13 protein-coding genes are annotated in these 15,691 nt (G+C 60.9%); 4 read left to right on the top strand and 9 right to left on the bottom strand.

Annotated features, from left to right (window positions below; translation table 11 throughout):
- Positions 1-58: 58 nt before the first annotated feature.
- Positions 59-850, top strand: coding sequence for an ATP-binding protein (locus BMZ24_RS07815; RefSeq protein WP_092190985.1), 792 nt, complete (start codon positions 59-61; stop codon positions 848-850).
- Between the two features lie 50 nt (positions 851-900).
- Here the strand turns inward: BMZ24_RS07815 and BMZ24_RS07810 are convergent, their stop codons facing one another.
- A complete protein-coding gene (locus BMZ24_RS07810) occupies positions 901-1,902 on the bottom strand; it encodes a DMT family transporter (RefSeq protein ID WP_092190983.1) in 1,002 nt (333 codons plus the stop codon).
- 101 nt (positions 1,903-2,003) lie between these two features.
- On the opposite strand from BMZ24_RS07810, the gene BMZ24_RS07805 reads away from it, so the two are divergent.
- Entirely contained in the window at positions 2,004-3,521 is a 1,518-nt protein-coding gene (locus BMZ24_RS07805) for an AAA family ATPase (RefSeq protein WP_092190981.1), read from the top strand.
- A 75-nt stretch (positions 3,522-3,596) separates the two neighbouring features.
- On the opposite strand, the gene BMZ24_RS07800 is transcribed toward BMZ24_RS07805, so the two are convergent.
- Genes BMZ24_RS07800 through rpsF form a run of 5 tightly spaced genes read right to left on the bottom strand, consistent with a single transcriptional unit; the run spans position 3,597 to position 7,449 of the window.
- A complete protein-coding gene (locus BMZ24_RS07800; RefSeq protein ID WP_092190979.1) occupies positions 3,597-4,889 on the bottom strand; it encodes a phenylacetate--CoA ligase family protein in 1,293 nt (430 codons plus the stop codon).
- Between the two features lie 39 nt (positions 4,890-4,928).
- On the bottom strand, positions 4,929-6,377 hold the full coding sequence (gene dnaB / locus BMZ24_RS07795) for a replicative DNA helicase (RefSeq protein WP_092190977.1): 1,449 nt from the start codon (positions 6,375-6,377) through the stop codon (positions 4,929-4,931).
- Positions 6,349-6,858, bottom strand: coding sequence for a 50S ribosomal protein L9 (gene rplI / locus BMZ24_RS07790; RefSeq protein ID WP_192623959.1), 510 nt, complete (start codon positions 6,856-6,858; stop codon positions 6,349-6,351). The genes dnaB and rplI overlap by 29 nt, the downstream gene beginning before the upstream one ends.
- 11 nt (positions 6,859-6,869) lie before the next feature.
- Positions 6,870-7,133 carry a 30S ribosomal protein S18 gene (rpsR, locus tag BMZ24_RS07785; protein WP_015774011.1) on the bottom strand — a complete coding sequence of 88 codons (264 nt, stop codon included), beginning with the start codon at positions 7,131-7,133 and terminating at the stop codon, positions 6,870-6,872.
- Between the two features lies 1 nt (position 7,134).
- Positions 7,135-7,449 carry a 30S ribosomal protein S6 gene (gene rpsF, locus BMZ24_RS07780; RefSeq protein ID WP_177193261.1) on the bottom strand — a complete coding sequence of 105 codons (315 nt, stop codon included), beginning with the start codon at positions 7,447-7,449 and terminating at the stop codon, positions 7,135-7,137.
- A gap of 148 nt (positions 7,450-7,597) precedes the next feature.
- Between rpsF and BMZ24_RS07775 the strand changes: the two genes are divergently transcribed.
- Both BMZ24_RS07775 and BMZ24_RS07770 read left to right on the top strand, forming a co-directional pair.
- On the top strand, positions 7,598-9,982 hold the full coding sequence (locus BMZ24_RS07775; protein ID WP_092190971.1) for an ATP-binding protein: 2,385 nt from the start codon (positions 7,598-7,600) through the stop codon (positions 9,980-9,982).
- On the top strand, positions 9,979-11,340 hold the full coding sequence (locus tag BMZ24_RS07770) for a sigma-54-dependent transcriptional regulator (RefSeq protein ID WP_092190969.1): 1,362 nt from the start codon (positions 9,979-9,981) through the stop codon (positions 11,338-11,340). The genes BMZ24_RS07775 and BMZ24_RS07770 overlap by 4 nt, the downstream gene beginning before the upstream one ends.
- Positions 11,341-11,368: 28 nt before the next feature.
- On the opposite strand, the gene BMZ24_RS07765 is transcribed toward BMZ24_RS07770, so the two are convergent.
- Genes BMZ24_RS07765 through BMZ24_RS07755 form a run of 3 tightly spaced genes read right to left on the bottom strand, consistent with a single transcriptional unit; the run spans position 11,369 to position 15,510 of the window.
- Entirely contained in the window at positions 11,369-12,751 is a 1,383-nt protein-coding gene (locus BMZ24_RS07765; RefSeq protein ID WP_092191431.1) for a sigma-54-dependent transcriptional regulator, read from the bottom strand.
- A complete protein-coding gene (locus tag BMZ24_RS07760; RefSeq protein WP_092190967.1) occupies positions 12,751-14,961 on the bottom strand; it encodes a sensor histidine kinase in 2,211 nt (736 codons plus the stop codon). The genes BMZ24_RS07765 and BMZ24_RS07760 overlap by 1 nt, the downstream gene beginning before the upstream one ends.
- Before the next feature lie 21 nt (positions 14,962-14,982).
- On the bottom strand, positions 14,983-15,510 hold the full coding sequence (locus BMZ24_RS07755) for a DUF4390 domain-containing protein (protein WP_161949082.1): 528 nt from the start codon (positions 15,508-15,510) through the stop codon (positions 14,983-14,985).
- Between the last annotated feature and the right edge of the window lie 181 nt (positions 15,511-15,691).

Here is a 15,691-nt window from a genome sequence, read left to right as displayed (position 1 = left end):
AGCGGGCATATCCCGAAGTCTATAGACAGGACTCACGCAACAAACAGCGGAGGAACACATGAAAAGAAAAATCATCGAGATAGACGAAGAAAAATGCACGGGCTGCGGCCAGTGCGTGACTGGATGCGCCGAGGGCGCTTTGGCCATCATCGACGGCAAGGCCAAGATCGTAAGGGATATGTTTTGTGATGGGCTTGGGGCCTGCATCGGGCACTGCCCCGAGGACGCGCTGCATATCATCGAGCGCGAAGCCGAAGAGTTCGACGAAGACGCCGCAATGGAGCATGTGCGCAAGATGGGCGGATCGGGCCATCACTCGGGATGCCCCTCGGCCCAGATATCGACCCGCGCTCCCGGTCACGGGGGATGCCCTTCGGCCGGCATGATGCAGATGAGCCCCTGCGAGCAGGCCAACGTGCCCGCCGGACAGGTCGGTTCCGCCCTGACCCACTGGCCGGTTCAGATTCGTCTGATCCCGCCCCACGCGCCCTTCCTGCAGGACGCGGACCTGTTGATCGCTGGCGACTGCTGCCCTGTGGCGGCCCCGGACTTCCACGCTCGGTTCCTGGCCGGGAGGACCATCATGCTCGGTTGCCCGAAATTCGACAACGCCGGGGAATACGTGGAGAAATTGACGCAGGTCTTTGCCCAGAACAGAATCAAGTCCGTGACCATCCTGGAGATGGAAGTGCCCTGCTGCTCCGGACTTTCGCGCATCGTCGCCCAGGCCCTGACCGGAAGCGGCAAGAACATCCCTTGCGTGCGGGCCATCGTGGGCCGGGACGGCAAGACCACCGAAGAAGCGTTTACTCCCGCCGTGGCGGCTCCCGCAGGACTGACCCGGCTCTAGACTCACCCGCCCGGTTCACGACGCCCCCCTTGAACCGGGCGCCCGTCCAATCAATCCTTGCCGCGCACCGGAACAAGGACACTTTCAAGAGACGTCCCGTCGAGGGATACCGTCACGGATTCAACCAGGGCACCCTCTTCCGCCAGATCGCGGACGAGGGTGTTTCTGTTTTCAGTCTCCGGCCACTGCTGACACAGCAGCACCCCGGCAAAAACCACTCCCACTCCCGCAAGTTGCGAAAAATTGAGCCGTTCATCAAGGCAAAGCCAGCCCAGGAGCATGGAGAAGACCGGGATGAGGTTGACAAAAGCCGAAGCCTGCCAGGCCGGAAGCTTGCTGATCCCGTAATTGTAGAAACCGTACGCGCCGATGCTTATGAACACGCACAGGTAGAGCACGGCCAGACTTGGACCAACGGGAAAGGCCACCGGCAAGGCCGTCGATGGCAGAAAAAGAAGCGGAAAAAAGAAAACCGTGCCTACCATGGACTGCACGGCGGTCAGAAACCATGGGGAATAGCGGGCGCAGAGCTTTTTCATACTCACGGTGTAGCCAGCCGCGCAAAACATGGCCAGCAGCTCAAGAAAATTGCCCAAAAGCGGACGTGGCGCCGCTTCCGTGGCAACTCCCGAGATGCTGACCCAGACCACTCCGGCCAAGGCCAGGACAAGCCCGGTCCATGAGCGCGAGCTCAGTTGCTCCCCAAGAAAAAAGCCCGCGCAGACCGCCACCAGAATCGGCAGCGTAGCCGCGACCATGCCTGCCTGGGAAGCCGAGGTCAGGGTCAGGGCCTGGCCCTCGAACACAAAATAGAAACACGGTTCGCACAGGGCCATGAAGACCATGAACCCCAGATCCTCCCTGCGCAGGTTCCGGGGACGCCAGCGCGGCAGCACGAGCAGAAACAGAAAGGCTGAAAGAGCCATGCGCATGAAGACGACGACAATGGGATCGAAAAACATCACGGCATACTTGAAGGCCACAAAAGAGCTGCCCCAAAGCAGCATGCCGACAAAGAGTGAAATAAAGGGAAGGGCTGGAAAAAATGTCATCGTGATCCACCAAACCATGCATAATAGCAGTATATTTTAAAAAAAAGCTTGCATAGAATTAAGGCTGCACCTACGTATTAAGCGAAGGCTCATAAATAATCATGAGTATCAGACGCCACCCCGATAACTTTTCGAAAAGCAGACATTCCATGCACGACTCACCTTTTGAAAACATGTCCGAAACTGCACAGCACTTCAGTACTCCGCAGCTTGAAGACATTTTTCAATCTGTCTTGAGCGACATACAAAGCCATCGTCTGCTGAGCTGTGTGATCGGATTTCCAAAATCAGGCAAGACTTTTTTTCTGAACCGCCTAAAGTCTGCCCAAAGCGCCCACACGTTAAGCATCACCGCATCATCCGGACTGACTCTTTCTCAAACAATAAATGAAAATTTGTCTCCCGAGAAAGAAAATAAAGCGGCTTTGACCCAACTGCTTCGCGAAAAGAAGCACGTCATTCTCTTTGTCGACAATGCCCATCTGCTCACGGATGCGGATTTCGCCTTTCTTGGAGGTCTTTTCAGCCTGACAAAGCACCTCACAACAGTGCTCCAGGTTGTCCTGGTCGGAAACGGAGAGATCGTGCACCGGCTGGCCCGACCCGAAAACCGGCCCATCTACAACATGCTCGGAGCCATCTGGACTCTTCCCAAACTGACCCGCGAACAGTCGCTGGCCTACATCCGCTTTCTCCTCGACGGGGCCGGGCTGGCGACAGACCTCATCGGCAATCCCGAAGCGGTGGCCAAACGCGCGGCCGGAGTGATCGGCATCCTGCGCATGCTGACCATGACGCTCGCCTTGAAGGCCCTGCATTCGGATCAATGCTGCGATGCCGAAGAGGCCCTGAATTTCAAAACCAACTGCCCGGACACTGAGGCCCCGATGCCGGACGAAGCCATGCCGACCCAGAACATGGCCTCCGGCAACTCCTGGATGGCAGGCGTGGTCCTGGCCCTGAGCATGGCGGCAATCATCGGAACATTTTTATTCTTTTTTTCCTGGCTCATGCCGGAGGCGCGCATGAGCGACCTTTTCCATGCCTTCACCGGAACGCCACGGGAAACGACTGTCGAGCCCGCTCCGAGCGCTCCCGCCCGCCCGGAAAACATCCACACGGCGTCCGGGTCCGTACACTGGCAGAGCGTGGCCAAAACCGTCTTCCGCAAGCGCACCACCGACGGCCCCTATTCACTCCAGCTCGGCGCCTATCCGACCATGGAATCCCTCTTGCTGCACCTGCCGCGCTTCATGGACCAGAAACAACCCCTGTTCTGGAACCAGGACCAAAGCGGCGAAGCCCCCTTCACCCTGTTCGTGGGCCGCTTCGAAAGTTTCGAGCAGGCCGGAAGATTCGCATCCCAAAACAGCCTGGCCGATACGCCGGTGGTCTTCAGGCCATTTGTGGCCACGGTGGGCCCGCTCACGGATCAGCAGCAGATCGACCGCGCAAGCATGAGCCTTGGACTGCCAGAGCAGCTGAACATTTTCGAACGCGAGCTGGTCAGCGGCATTGAGATCCAGTTCGCCCTCGAACGGTCCCGCGACGATGCCCTGGCGCATTGCACCCGCGCCGAGGAAAAAGGGCTGTCCTGCGCGGTCACGCAATACGAATGAAAAAAGGACGACCCCAGCCATTTGCGGCCAGGGTCGTCCCGAACGTCTGATCTGAAATCAGTTGCCGACTGCTCTTTATTCGCGCAGATCCAGAACCCGCTGTGCCTTGCCTTCCGACTTGGGCAAGGAGTTCTGCTCCACCAGATCGATGCGCGCGGTAATGAGGATCTCGTCGCGCAGCCTGGAGCTGATGCGACTTTGCAGGCTCTTGAGTTCACGCATGTCTTCCACGAAGTACTCTTCCTTGACCTCCACCTTGACGCGCATCTGGTCCAGATAGCCGTCACGCTCCAGCACGATCAGATAATTCTGCCCGACCTCCGGAATGCTCATCAGCACCTGCTCGACCTGCATGGGGTAGATATTGACCCCCTTCAGGATGATCATGTCGTCGGCGCGGCCCATGATGCGGTCCAAGCGGCGATGCGCGCGGCCGCAAGCGCAGTCGCCGGGAATGAAGCGGGTCAGGTCCTTGGTGCGATAGCGAATCAGCGGCATGCCCTCGCGGCACAGGGTGGTGATGACCAGCTCGCCGACTTCGCCGTCCGGCAACTGCTCGCCCGTTTCCGGATCAACGATTTCGGCCAGGTAGGCGTCCTCCCAGATGTGCATGCCGTTCTGCTCAAGGCACTCGAAAGCCACGCCCGGACCGTTCATCTCGGACAGCCCGTAGGAGTTGTAGGCCTTGATTCCGTAGACTTCCTCGATGCGCTGCCGGATGGCCGCGGTGTGCGGCTCCGCACCGATGAGGGCCACGCGCAGGTTCAGGCGATCGGGAGTGTAGCCAAGCTCGTCTTTGACCGTGCCCAGATGCAGGGCATAGGACGGGATGATATGGACGACGGAAACCTGAAAATCTTCCAGCAGCTTGAGCTGGCGCTTGGAATTGCCCGCCCCGGCCGGGATGGTCAGACAGCCCAGCCGCTCGGCTCCGTAGTGAATGCCAAGACCGCCGGTGAAGAGGCCGTAGCCGGACATGTTCTGAAAAGTGTCCTCGGCCCTGATTCCGACCATGTGCATGCACCGGGCCATGAGATCGGCCCAGGAATCGATGTCGTTTCTGGTGTAGTAGATGACCGTGGCCGAACCCGTGGTACCCGAGGATGCGTGCAGGCGGACCATGTCGGTCACGGGCCGCGTCAGCATGCGCGCGGGGTAGGCGCTGCGCAGGTCATCCTTGGTGGTGAAGGGGAGCCGCGTGATGTCGGCGGCGGAAGTGATCGCCTCGGGGCGTATTCCCGTTTCGGCGAAGCGGTGGCCATAAAATTCGGACTTGGCAGCACGTTCGAGAGTGGTTGCAAGACGCGTTTTCTGAACCTTGTCCAATTCGCTGCGCGAAAAAAACTCTTCCGGGCAATAGGCTTTCATGGGTTTGTCCGCTCTTGAGTTGAAGGTACGCGGGATTGGTCAGTACACGCCACCGTTCTCGGACGGCAACCCCACTTCCGTAAGATTCTCGAAAACAGTGTACTGACCGAAATAGCCCAGACGGATGGCCCCAACAGGGCCGTTACGCTGTTTGCCGATGATGATCTCGGCGATATTCTTGTTCGGATTGTCCTCGGCCTTGTTGTAGGCCGCGTCGCGGTAGATGAAGACGATGACGTCGGCGTCCTGCTCGATGGCCCCGGATTCGCGCAAATCCGAGATCATGGGCCGCTTGTCGGAACGCTCCTCGACCTTGCGGTTGAGCTGCGACAGGGCGATGACCGGCACCTCAAGTTCCTTGGCCAGGGCCTTGAGGTTACGCGAGATATCCGAAATTTCCTGCTCGCGGGAGTCGCTCTTGTGGGAAGAGCGCATGAGCTGCAGATAGTCGACGATGATGAGCCCCACGCCCTTCTCGGCCTTGAGGCGCCGGCTGCGGGCCCGTATTTCCATGGTCGAAAGGGCCGGAGTGTCGTCGATGTAGATGGGCGCCCGGGAAAGATCCTCGGCGGCCTGATAGAGCCTGCTCCAGTCCTCGTCGTTCAGATAGCCGCTGCGCAGACGGCTCAGGTCCACGCGTCCGTGACAACCCAGAAGGCGCATCATGAGCTGGTCCATGGACATTTCAAGCGAGAAGACCGCCACGGGTACATCGTGCTGAATGGCGGCGCGCATGCCCATGTTCAATGCCAGGGCGGTCTTGCCCATGGACGGACGGGCCGCGAGAATGATCAGGTCGGACTTCTGCAGTCCGGCGGTCATCTGATCGAAATCGGTGTAGCCCGTGGGCACGCCCGTGACCAGCTCGCCCTGCCCGGCCCGCGTCTCAAGCTGTTCGAAGACCCGCTGGACCAGGTCCTTGCTGCTCATGAAGACGGGCTTGCCCTTAGATTCGGCGATGGAGAAAATCTGCTGTTCGGCCTGATCCAGCAGGGATTCTGTCTGCTCGCCGGCTTCGAAACAACTGGTCAGGATCTCGGAAGAGGTCTGGATGAGCCTGCGCCGCACGGACTTGTCGCGCACGATCTGGGCGTGAAAGACGGAGTTGGACGCCGAGGCCACGGACTCGGCCAGGGAGGCGAGATAGACCGTGCCGCCGACCTCGTCGAGCTGGCCCTTGGTCTGCAGATATTCGGCCACCGTGACCAGATCGACGGGCTCGCGGCGGCGGTAGAGTTCCTGGAAGGCCTGATAGATGGTGCGGTGCACCGGAGAATAGAAATCCTCGTCGTTTATCGTGTCGACCAGAGTATGAAAAATGTCGTTACGCAGAAAAACCCCGCCCAGCACCGCCTGTTCGGCTTCGGTGTTGTGCGGGGGGACTCGGCGCAACAAATCAGAAGAGGCCTTTTGCAAGGCCTCCTCTGGTTGGATTCGAGTTTCGAGGCGCTGCCCGAACTTATTCCGCGGCGGCTTCTTCGGTTGCATCGGCCTGCGGTTCGGGTTCGTTCACCTGCTCAGGACGACCAAACTTGACCACGTTCACGGTCAGCTTGGCCACGACTTCGGGGTGCAGCTTCACGTCGATGACGTATTCGCCCAGGGAGCGGATGCCGTCTTCGAGCTGGATCTTGCGGCGATCCACTTCCACGCCCTGCTCTTCCAGGATCGTGGCGATCTGGGGAGTGGTGACGGAGCCGTAAAGCTTGTCGCCGTCGCCCACGCGCACTTCGATCACGACCTTGGCGGCCTCGATCTTGGCGGCCAAAGCGGCAGCCTCGGCCTTGACGGCGTCGTTCATGGCCTGCAGCTTGCGGCGTTCCTGTTCAAAGACCTTCAGGTTGCCGGGAGTTGCCATGGAGGCAAGACCCTGAGGCAACAGATAATTTCTGCCATAACCGGGACGGACCGCGACGATGTCGCCAAGTCGGCCCAGATTATCCACGTCTGCTCTCAAAATGACCTTCATGATCAAATCTCCTAGACTCTAGATTTTTTGAGCACGTCGGTGCTGTGGGTAGCCGTGTAGAACATCAGAGCCATCTGGCGGGCGCGCTTCACTTCACGGGTGAGAGCCCGCTGGTGCTTGGCGCAGGTGCCGGTGATGCGGCTGGCAATGATCTTGCCGCGATCGGTCACGAAATCGTTCAGGACTTCGGGATGCTTGTAATCAAGCAGAATCTCGGGATTCTCGCAGAAACGGCAGTACTTTCTCCGGGGTGCGAATTTCTTCTTAAAGGACATGCTATGCCTCCTCGGTTGCCGCAACAGGAGTCTCGGCGAGTCTGACGGTGATGAACTTGAACACGCCATCGGTGATGCGGACATTGCGTTCCAATTCCGCGACAGCCTTGCCGGGCATGTTCAGTTCCATGCGGACGTACCGGCCACGGTTGAACTTGCGCACCGGATATGCCGTATCCTTGACGCCCCAGTCGTCGATCTTGAGGACGGTGCCGCCCTCGCGCTCGACAATGGCGCTGAAGTTGTTCACGATTTCGCGACATTCTTCCACACCCAGCTCGGGGCTGAGCAGGATCAATTCCTCGTACCTGGTCATCATTATAAATCCTCCTTACGGGTAAAAGCCCACCCCATTCCATTCGGGGGAGCAAGGAAACAAGGATGGTTATTCCCATCCTCCTGACCTGTCAAGGACAGCGGCCCTCAGACTTGAAGGTCGCACGGATTGCGCTTACACCGTGCCCATGACGCGCATCATTCTTTTCCTCCTGCTGCTCCTGCCGCCCCTGCCGCTCCTGGCCGCACCGCCAAGCGTACTCGTCCTGCACTCCTATCATCCGGGCCTGTCCTGGACCGACACCCTCAACACGGGCATCAGCGAAACTTTTCGCGCCCAGATGCCCGGAGCCCTGCTCTGGGTTGAATACCTGGATACCAAGCGCAACACCGACACGTCCTATCTCTCCCTGCAGGCCGCGCTTCTGCGGCACAAGCTCGCCGAGAGCACCTTCAACCTGATCGTCACCACGGACAACGACGCCCTGGACTTCGTGCTCGAATATCGGGACAGCATCTTCCGCGGCGCGCCCGTCGTCTTTTGCGGCGTCAACGATTTCACACCCGGACAATTGCGCGGCCAGAAGGACATCACCGGCCTGGCCGAAAACCCGGCCTTTGCCGAAACCATGCTCACGGCCCTCTCCCTGCATCCCGGCACACGAGAGTTCGTGGTCATCGGCGCGGACCAGTCCATCACCGACCTGCTCACGGACCGTTCCCTGCACGCCCTGGAACGGCAGTTTCCGGGCATCCGCTTCACCTATTGGAACAACCTCGAAGCGCTGGAACTGCGAGACCGGCTCAAGGAGCTGGGCCCCGGCCAGGTCATCCTCATCCACGGAGTCATGCGCAACGAGGAAGGGGTGCTGGTCGATTATCGCGGCAAGAATCTCTTCCTCTCCACCCACACCAAAGTGCCCATTTACGGATTCTGGGATTTCGAGATGGGCACGGGCTGCGTGGGCGGCAAGATGGTTCAGGGGCGCACCGAGGGCGAACGCGCGGCCCGGCTGGCCATGGAGGTCCTCGGCGGAACCGATCCCGACGACATCCCCGTGCACACGAAGACCCCTTCGCGCTTCATCTTCGACTACATCCAGTTGCAGCGCCTTGGAATCAGCGAGAAGGCCCTGCCCGCAGGCAGCCTCGTTCTCAACCAGCCCGCCCGTTTCTACCAGATCGACAAACGCTACATCTGGACCGCCACCGTGGGCGTGGCAGTACTTCTGGCCGCCCTGGCCATGCTCCTGAGCTCCATCCGCCGCCGTCAGGAGGCCCAGGCCGTGCTGCGCCGTCACAAGGAGCAGCTCGAAGAGGCGGTCCGCGCCCGCACCGAGCATCTGCGCACGGCCAATGACGAACTTGAACGCGAAGTCCACGAGCGCATCCGGGCCGAAGGCGATCTGCGCAAGGCGCGCGCCAGCCTGGAGATCGAGGTGGACCGCCGCACCACCGATCTGCGCTTCGAGATCGAACAGCGCCGCCTGGCCGAGGCCCATATCCGCGACCGCGAGGCCAAGGCCCGAGCCCTCATCAACGCCCCGACAGAAACCCTGCTGCTCATGGATCAGGCCGGAATCATCCTCGACATCAATGAAACAGGGGCATCACGCCTGGGCAGAAACCGGGAGTCCCTCTACGGGCTGTCCCTGTATGCCCTGCTGCCCGAAACGCGCGCCGAGCGATTTCGGCAGGCCGTGGACAAGGTCTTCGCCAGCGGGGAAGTTCGCTCCATCAACGAGTACGGGGAAGAGCGCGATCTGGACCTGCGCTTCTACCCCGTCCTGGACGATCTCGGACAGGTCACGCGCGTGGCCGTGTTCATGGCCGACGTCACGGGAGCCCGGCGCATGGCCCGGCAGATCATGCTCCTCGACAAGATCAATTCCCTGGGCCGCATGGCCGCCGGCATCGCCCACGAAATCCGCAACCCCCTGACCGGCATCCACGGATATCTCTACGCCATGGACGAGATCTGCGACGACCTTCCGGCCACGGAGCCCGCCTCGGTCCTGCGCGAGACCATCGCCAAGATCCGCAAGGCCGCCGGCAAGATGGAGTCCGTCATCCGCAGGGTGCTGGATTTCTCCAAACCCGGCACGCCGCGCCTCGAACTGCTCGACCTGTCCGTTCCGGTGCAGGAGGGCCTGAGCCTCATGCTCCCGACCCTGCGCAAGGCCGGAATCACCGTGGATACGGATCTCACCGCCGCGCCGGCCATCCTCGGAGACCGCATGCAGCTTGAGCAGGCGGTCATCAACATCGTGGACAACGCGGCCCGGGCAGTGCGTCACAACGAGGGCGCCAAGAACATCTCGCTGCGCGTCCTGTCCGACCAGGACCGGCTCAGCCTGTGCATCGCGGACAACGGGCCAGGCATAGCCCCGGCCGACCGGGAACGCATTTTCGACCCGTTCTACACCACCGCGAACGACGGCACCGGCATCGGCCTGTCCATCGTGCAACGCATCGTCGCCGACCACAGCGGCACCATCCACGTGGGCGAAAGCCCCTCGGGCGGAGCGGAATTCAGACTCGAATTCCCCCTCCCGGCCCCGGAGCACCAATGAACTATTCCCTGCTCATCATCGACGATGAAGAATCCATCCGCGACAGCCTGTCCATGGCCCTCGGGCGCCACTACACGGTCAGCGCCCTGGCCAGCGGCAAGGAAGCCCTGGCAGCGCTGCCCGCCCTGGCCCCGGACCTCGTGCTCCTGGACATCGGGCTGCCCGACATCAGCGGCCTTGAGGTGCTGGATCACATCCGAGGGCAGGCGCCCCATGCCGCCGTGATCATGATCACGGCCTTCGAGGATCTGGACACGGTCATCTCGGCCATGAAGCGCGGCGCCTTCGATTATCTTCTGAAGCCGCTGCGCATGGATGCCCTCAAGCTCTGCCTGGAGCGCGCGGGAAGTTCCATCCGCCTCGGCAAGGAGATCCGCCTCCTGCAGGACAAGGCCCTCAGGGAACAGATTCCCTTTTTCGTGGCCGAGAGCGAGGCCCTGACCGATGTGGTCCAGACCGTGGCCAAGGTCGCGGTCAGCCCGGACACGCCGGTGCTCGTCGAGGGCGACACGGGCACGGGCAAGGAGCTCATCGCCAGCGCCATCCATTACCGCAGCCCGAATTTTCGCGGCCCGCTGATCTCGGTCAACTGCGCGGCCATCCCCGCTGAACTGATCGAAAGCGAACTCTTCGGCTACGCGCCGGGAGCCTTCAGCGGCGCCGGAAAAAGAGGCAAGACGGGACTGGTGGAGGAAGCGGCTGGAGGCACGCTCTTTCTGGACGAAATCGGAGAATTGCCGGGCAGCGCCCAGGCCAAGCTGCTGCGCTTTTTGCAAGAGGGCGAATTCTACGCCCTGGGCTCCACGGCCAAGCGCACGGTGCGCACCCGGGTCGTGGCCGCGACCAACCGTGACCTCGAAGACATGGTCCGCACCGGGACTTTCCGGCAGGACCTCTTCTATCGGCTGGCGGTGGTCCGCATCCGCGTGCCCTCGCTGGCCCGCCGCAAGGAGGACATCCTGCCGCTGGCGCGGCTCTTCCTGCATCAATACGGGGAAAAATTCGGCAAGAAATTCAACGACCTCACCCAGAGCGCCCGCACCGCCCTGCTCGGCCATTCATGGACGGGCAACGTGCGCGAACTGCGCAACATCATGGAGCGGGCCACACTCATGGCCTGCGGGCCGGATCTGGATGCCGGGGATCTCGGGCTTGCGACGGACTGCGCGCCGGTGGCTGAAAACCGGGCCGCGCTCACGCGGGAGGGGGTGAATCTGCCGGCCCTGCTGCACGATCTGGAACGCGGGTATTACGAGCAGGCTCTGGCCCTGGCGGAAGGAAACGAATCCCAGGCCGCCAGGCTGCTGGGAGTTTCAAGGGACACCTTCAGATACAGACGCGGCAAGCTGGGCGTCTAGAAGCCGGCAAACGCATTCGCCTGCCGCGCTAGCGCCCCTCTTCAGCGCCAAAGCCGTAGGTCTTGAGCTTGCGGTACAGATACGTCCGCTCCAGCCCTATGTTTTCCGACATCCGCGCGACGTTTCCGTCCGCGCGGGCCAGCTCGCGGCGCAGGAAGGCCTCCTCGAACCGGGCCCGGGCCTCCTTGAAGTCCGTGATTCCGTCCGGGACCATGGCCAGGCTGTCAAGGGCGGCGCTGGCCCGGTATTCCGGCGGAAGCATGGAGACGTTCACTTCCTGCCCCTGATAAAGAATGAAGAGCCGCTCCACGAAATTCTTGAGCTCGCGCACATTGCCGGGCCAGGCGTAGCGTTTGAGCAGATCCAGGGACTCCCGATCGAAACGCACGGGCCTCAAGCTCTGCTCCTCGATCATGCGCCGCGAGAAAAACTCGATCATCTCCGGAATGTCCTCGGCCCGCTCGCGCAGGGGCGGAACGCACACTGGAAAGACATTGAGCCGGTAATACAGATCCTGCCTGAAACGCCCCTCGACCATCTCCTGCACGAGGTCCTTGTTGGTGGCCGCGATGACGCGCACGTCAACCTTGAAGGTCTTGGTCCCCCCCACCCTCTCGAATTTCTGCTCCTGCAGGATGCGCAGGATCTTGGCCTGGGTCTTGAGGCTCATGTCGGCAATTTCATCCAGAAACAGGGTGCTCTTGTCGGCCAGCTCGAATTTGCCCTTCTTGGCCTTGTCCGCGCCGGTGAAGGCGCCCTTTTCGTGGCCGAACAGCTCGGATTCGATCAGCTCCTCCGGAATGGCCGCGCAGTTGACGCAGATCATCTCCTTGGAAGCCCGTTTGCTGGCGCGGTGGATGGCCCGGGCCGCGATCTCCTTGCCGGTCCCGTTTTCACCGGTGATGAGCACCCAGGCCTCGGTGGGGCCGACCTGGGCGACAAGCTCGCGCAGCCGGACAATGCCCGGCGAAGACCCGGTTATGGTCGGAGCCTCTTCGGGCTGGATGCGGGAACGCAGCTCCCTGTTTTCACGCTTGAGCAGGGACAGCTCCAGGGCCTTGCCCGCCGTGACCAGAACGTTGTCCAGGGACAGGGGTTTCTCGATGAAATCGAAGGCTCCGTTTTTTAGAGCCGTGACCGCGGTCTCGATGTTTCCGTGGCCGGAGATCATGATCACCGGAGTGTCCACGCCCTTGTCCCGCAGCGCGCACAAAACCGCCATGCCGTCCATGCCGGGCATCCAGATGTCGAGAAAGATGAGATCGAAATCCCCTTCCAGCGCCAGCCCAAGCCCCTCGGTTCCGTTGCCGGCCTCGGTCACCTGCCAGTCTTCGTCCTCGAAAATCCCGCGCAGGGACAGGCGGATGTCTCGTTCATCGTCGATAATGAGAATGGAAGCGTTGGTATGCATCATGCCTCGCCGCGTGCGGCCGGAAGTTCAATGACAAAGGTGGTGCCGGCCGGTTCGTTGGGTTTGACCCGGATATGCCCGTGATGGTCGCTGATGATGGATTTGACGATGGCCAGGCCAAGGCCGGTGCCGCTGCGCTTGGTCGAGTAGTAGGGCTCGAACATGCGCGACTGTTCCTCGGGCTTGATGCCAGGGCCGTTGTCGCTGATCTCTATGTAGATCCTGCCCTTGCGCTTGCGCGCATAGAGAACGGTCTCGACCCGTCCGTCTTCCTGATCGGCCAACACTTCGGCCGCGTTCAGCAGGATATTGTAGATGGCACGGCCCATGGCTTCGCGATCGAGCATGACCGCAGGGACATCCTCGGCCCTAAGGACCCAGCGAATGGAAGCGTGACTGTTCGAAAAAACCGAGATGGCCTCCTGCAGCAGGGGCTCGACGCGACCGGCGGAAAGCATCACCTCGGGCAGTTTGGCAAAGCTTGAAAATTCCCGCACCATTTCCTGCAGATGCTCGACCTGCTTGACGATGAGCCCCGTGCACTGGGTGAAGACGGGGTCCGCCACCACGGGCCCGAACTTGCGCTCCAGCCGCTCGGCCGAGAGCTTGATAGGGGTGAGCGGATTCTTGATCTCATGGGCGATGCGCCGGGCCACTTCCTTCCAGGCGTCGAGACGCTGCATCTTTTCAAGCTCCGAAATGTTCTCGAAAACCGCGACGATGCCGCTGTCCCCGCCTTCGTTGTCCATCAGCGCCACCGCGTTGATCAGAAGCTTGATGGTTTCGCCGCCGACCTCCAGGTCGAGCCTGCGCTGCCACTGGGATCCCGGACTGCCGCGCAGCAGCTGACTGACTTCCTGCACCAGCCCACGATGGGCCGGGCCCATCAGGTCCAGGGCGGACTCGCCGATGAGCGCACCGGCTTCAAGCCCGAGAATGCCCTCGGCCGCGCGGTTCATGGTCGTGATCCGTCCGGCCCTGTCCAAGGAAACAACGCCCGCAGTGATATTCTCCAAAATGGCCTGTACGTAGTGATTCTTGGCGATAAGCGCCTGATACTGCTCTTCGAGCTGCAGATTGGCGCGGGTCAGGTGCGTGCGGCTCTGCTCCAGATCCTCGGCCATGCTGTTGAATGACTGGACCAGAAGACCGAGCTCGTCGCGGGACTCGTCCATGAGCCGGACCGAAAGGTCACCCTGGGCGATGCGCTGGGTTCCAGCGGCCAGCGCCTGGATGGGGGCGCTCAGTTCCCGGGCCAGCCGAAACCCGAACCAGGTCGCCCCGAGAAAGATGAGCATGGTCATGAGTCCAAGGACCATGTAAAGGGTCATTTTCAATGGATATTTGAGACTGCGCAGCTGTTTGTACTCGCCCACGCCCTGGGCGATCAGTTCCAGCCGGTCCAGAAAACCCGCTCCCACCTCCGCGCCTACGACAAGAAAGGCCGACCCGGCCTCGTCCACGGGCATGACCCCGATCACCAGATCCGAATCCGGATGCGGCCAGAGGGTGCTCCAATACCGGGCGCCCTTGGCCAGCTCGGCAAAAGGCACTTCGCTTCTGATCCGGGGCCAGATGTCGTTCCAGACCGGAGTGGACTCCCATTGTTGTTGCTGCATGGTGCCGGTGATCACGCCGCTCAGGCTCAGTCTGTACTCACGACTTTTTTTCCGCAGGGCCTCGTCCGCCCCCTTGGCCTTGAAATCCAGCTTCCGTTCCCGCAAATGCTCAAGGATTCCCAGTGCCTTGATCTCAAGACCGGATTCGGCGGACGCATAAAAATCCTGCCCCACGCTCAATGCCTGATCCATGGACGTCTCGACCTGGGCCTGGAACCAATAATCGACGGAGGTCTGCACGAACCAGGTCGAAAGAACGAACATGATGAAGGTCGGGACCATGGACAGGGTGACGAAAACAAGGACCAGCTTGGCTCTGAGGCCCGACCCGAGCACCCTCCTGCGCCGGTCCAGCACGAGTTTAATGACATTGCGCAGGACCAGGAAGAGAACCAGAATGAGAAGAATCAGATTGACGTTGAAGAGGGCGAAGAAAAGGTAGGAATTGAGGCCCAGCAGGCGCAGCTCGATCCAGGTCAGGATGACGATAAGGAAGATGCCTACGGCGGCCAGGGTGATTTCCCGCTGCCGCTTGCGACGTTCATGCGCGGTGCGTTCCTGCACGGGAATGTGACGAGATGACTTGTCCATGCTCCTCGCGGCTGGTTGAAATCAGAAATCGAAATCCAGTACGTACACCACTTCGGGGACCAGGTCCCAGCTGACGAAAAAGAGCGGCTTGCTGACCCAGCCCGGAACATTGGTGCGCGTGACGCTGAACGTGAGCACGACGCGGTAGGCCTGTCCGCGCTCGATGGCGTCCCAACTGCCCATGGGCAAGGACAGTCGCGACCAGAAACGGTTCAGTTCGTCCTCCAGGCCCGTGAACTCGAAGGTATGGCTGCCCCGGTGATCCGTGATCACGCATTCACGCGCGATGGGCTTGCTCGCCACGGTGCATGAGTACTCTGCCTCGGCCAGGAAGGCGTCCCAGAAACCAAGGCGGCGCTTGTAAAGCTTGCCGGAACAGCGCACCTCGTATTGTCCGCCGTTCTGCAAGGCCTCCATCAGGGGGGCCATTTCATTGATCACGACGCTGAAACCCACTGAGACGGAGCCTTGGGCGTTATCCACCCCGAGATCCGTAAGCGCGATGGAATCGGCCCGCAGCACCGACGCCGAAAAAAGATTCAACGTCAAGGCCAGTCCGATGGTGATTAAAATTCTTAATTTTTGCATTTTTGACGGATTACATGAATAAAAAAAGAGTGTTGTCGTAATTTTTCTTGATTTTCAACCCAAGGCAGGTATGCAACAGACAAAATCGCGAGGCCCGGGGAGTCACCACCCGGAAGCCCCGTCCCGAATGTCATTTCGCGGT

It is taken from the genome of Desulfomicrobium norvegicum (assembly GCF_900114595.1).
Lineage (GTDB): Bacteria > Desulfobacterota > Desulfovibrionia > Desulfovibrionales > Desulfomicrobiaceae > Desulfomicrobium > Desulfomicrobium macestii.
Note: the sequence above shows the minus strand (reverse complement) of the source record. Positions and strands in the feature narration are given on the sequence as shown.

What these genes read in the sequence shown, in the direction of transcription:
- BMZ24_RS07800 (WP_092190979.1), bottom strand. Translation starts at nt 4,889, where the DNA reads ATGAAAGCCTATTGCCCGGAAGAGTTTTTTTCGCGCAGCGAATTGGAC.
- rpsR (WP_015774011.1), bottom strand. Translation starts at nt 7,133, where the DNA reads ATGTCCTTTAAGAAGAAATTCGCACCCCGGAGAAAGTACTGCCGTTTC.
- dnaB (WP_092190977.1), bottom strand. Translation starts at nt 6,377, where the DNA reads ATGCAACCGAAGAAGCCGCCGCGGAATAAGTTCGGGCAGCGCCTCGAA.
- BMZ24_RS07815 (WP_092190985.1), top strand. Translation starts at nt 59, where the DNA reads ATGAAAAGAAAAATCATCGAGATAGACGAAGAAAAATGCACGGGCTGC.
- BMZ24_RS07775 (WP_092190971.1), top strand. Translation starts at nt 7,598, where the DNA reads ATGACGCGCATCATTCTTTTCCTCCTGCTGCTCCTGCCGCCCCTGCCG.
- BMZ24_RS07810 (WP_092190983.1), bottom strand. Translation starts at nt 1,902, where the DNA reads ATGACATTTTTTCCAGCCCTTCCCTTTATTTCACTCTTTGTCGGCATG.
- BMZ24_RS07765 (WP_092191431.1), bottom strand. Translation starts at nt 12,751, where the DNA reads ATGCATACCAACGCTTCCATTCTCATTATCGACGATGAACGAGACATC.
- rpsF (WP_177193261.1), bottom strand. Translation starts at nt 7,449, where the DNA reads ATGACCAGGTACGAGGAATTGATCCTGCTCAGCCCCGAGCTGGGTGTG.
- BMZ24_RS07760 (WP_092190967.1), bottom strand. Translation starts at nt 14,961, where the DNA reads ATGGACAAGTCATCTCGTCACATTCCCGTGCAGGAACGCACCGCGCAT.
- rplI (WP_192623959.1), bottom strand. Translation starts at nt 6,858, where the DNA reads ATGAAGGTCATTTTGAGAGCAGACGTGGATAATCTGGGCCGACTTGGC.
- BMZ24_RS07770 (WP_092190969.1), top strand. Translation starts at nt 9,979, where the DNA reads ATGAACTATTCCCTGCTCATCATCGACGATGAAGAATCCATCCGCGAC.
- BMZ24_RS07805 (WP_092190981.1), top strand. Translation starts at nt 2,004, where the DNA reads ATGAGTATCAGACGCCACCCCGATAACTTTTCGAAAAGCAGACATTCC.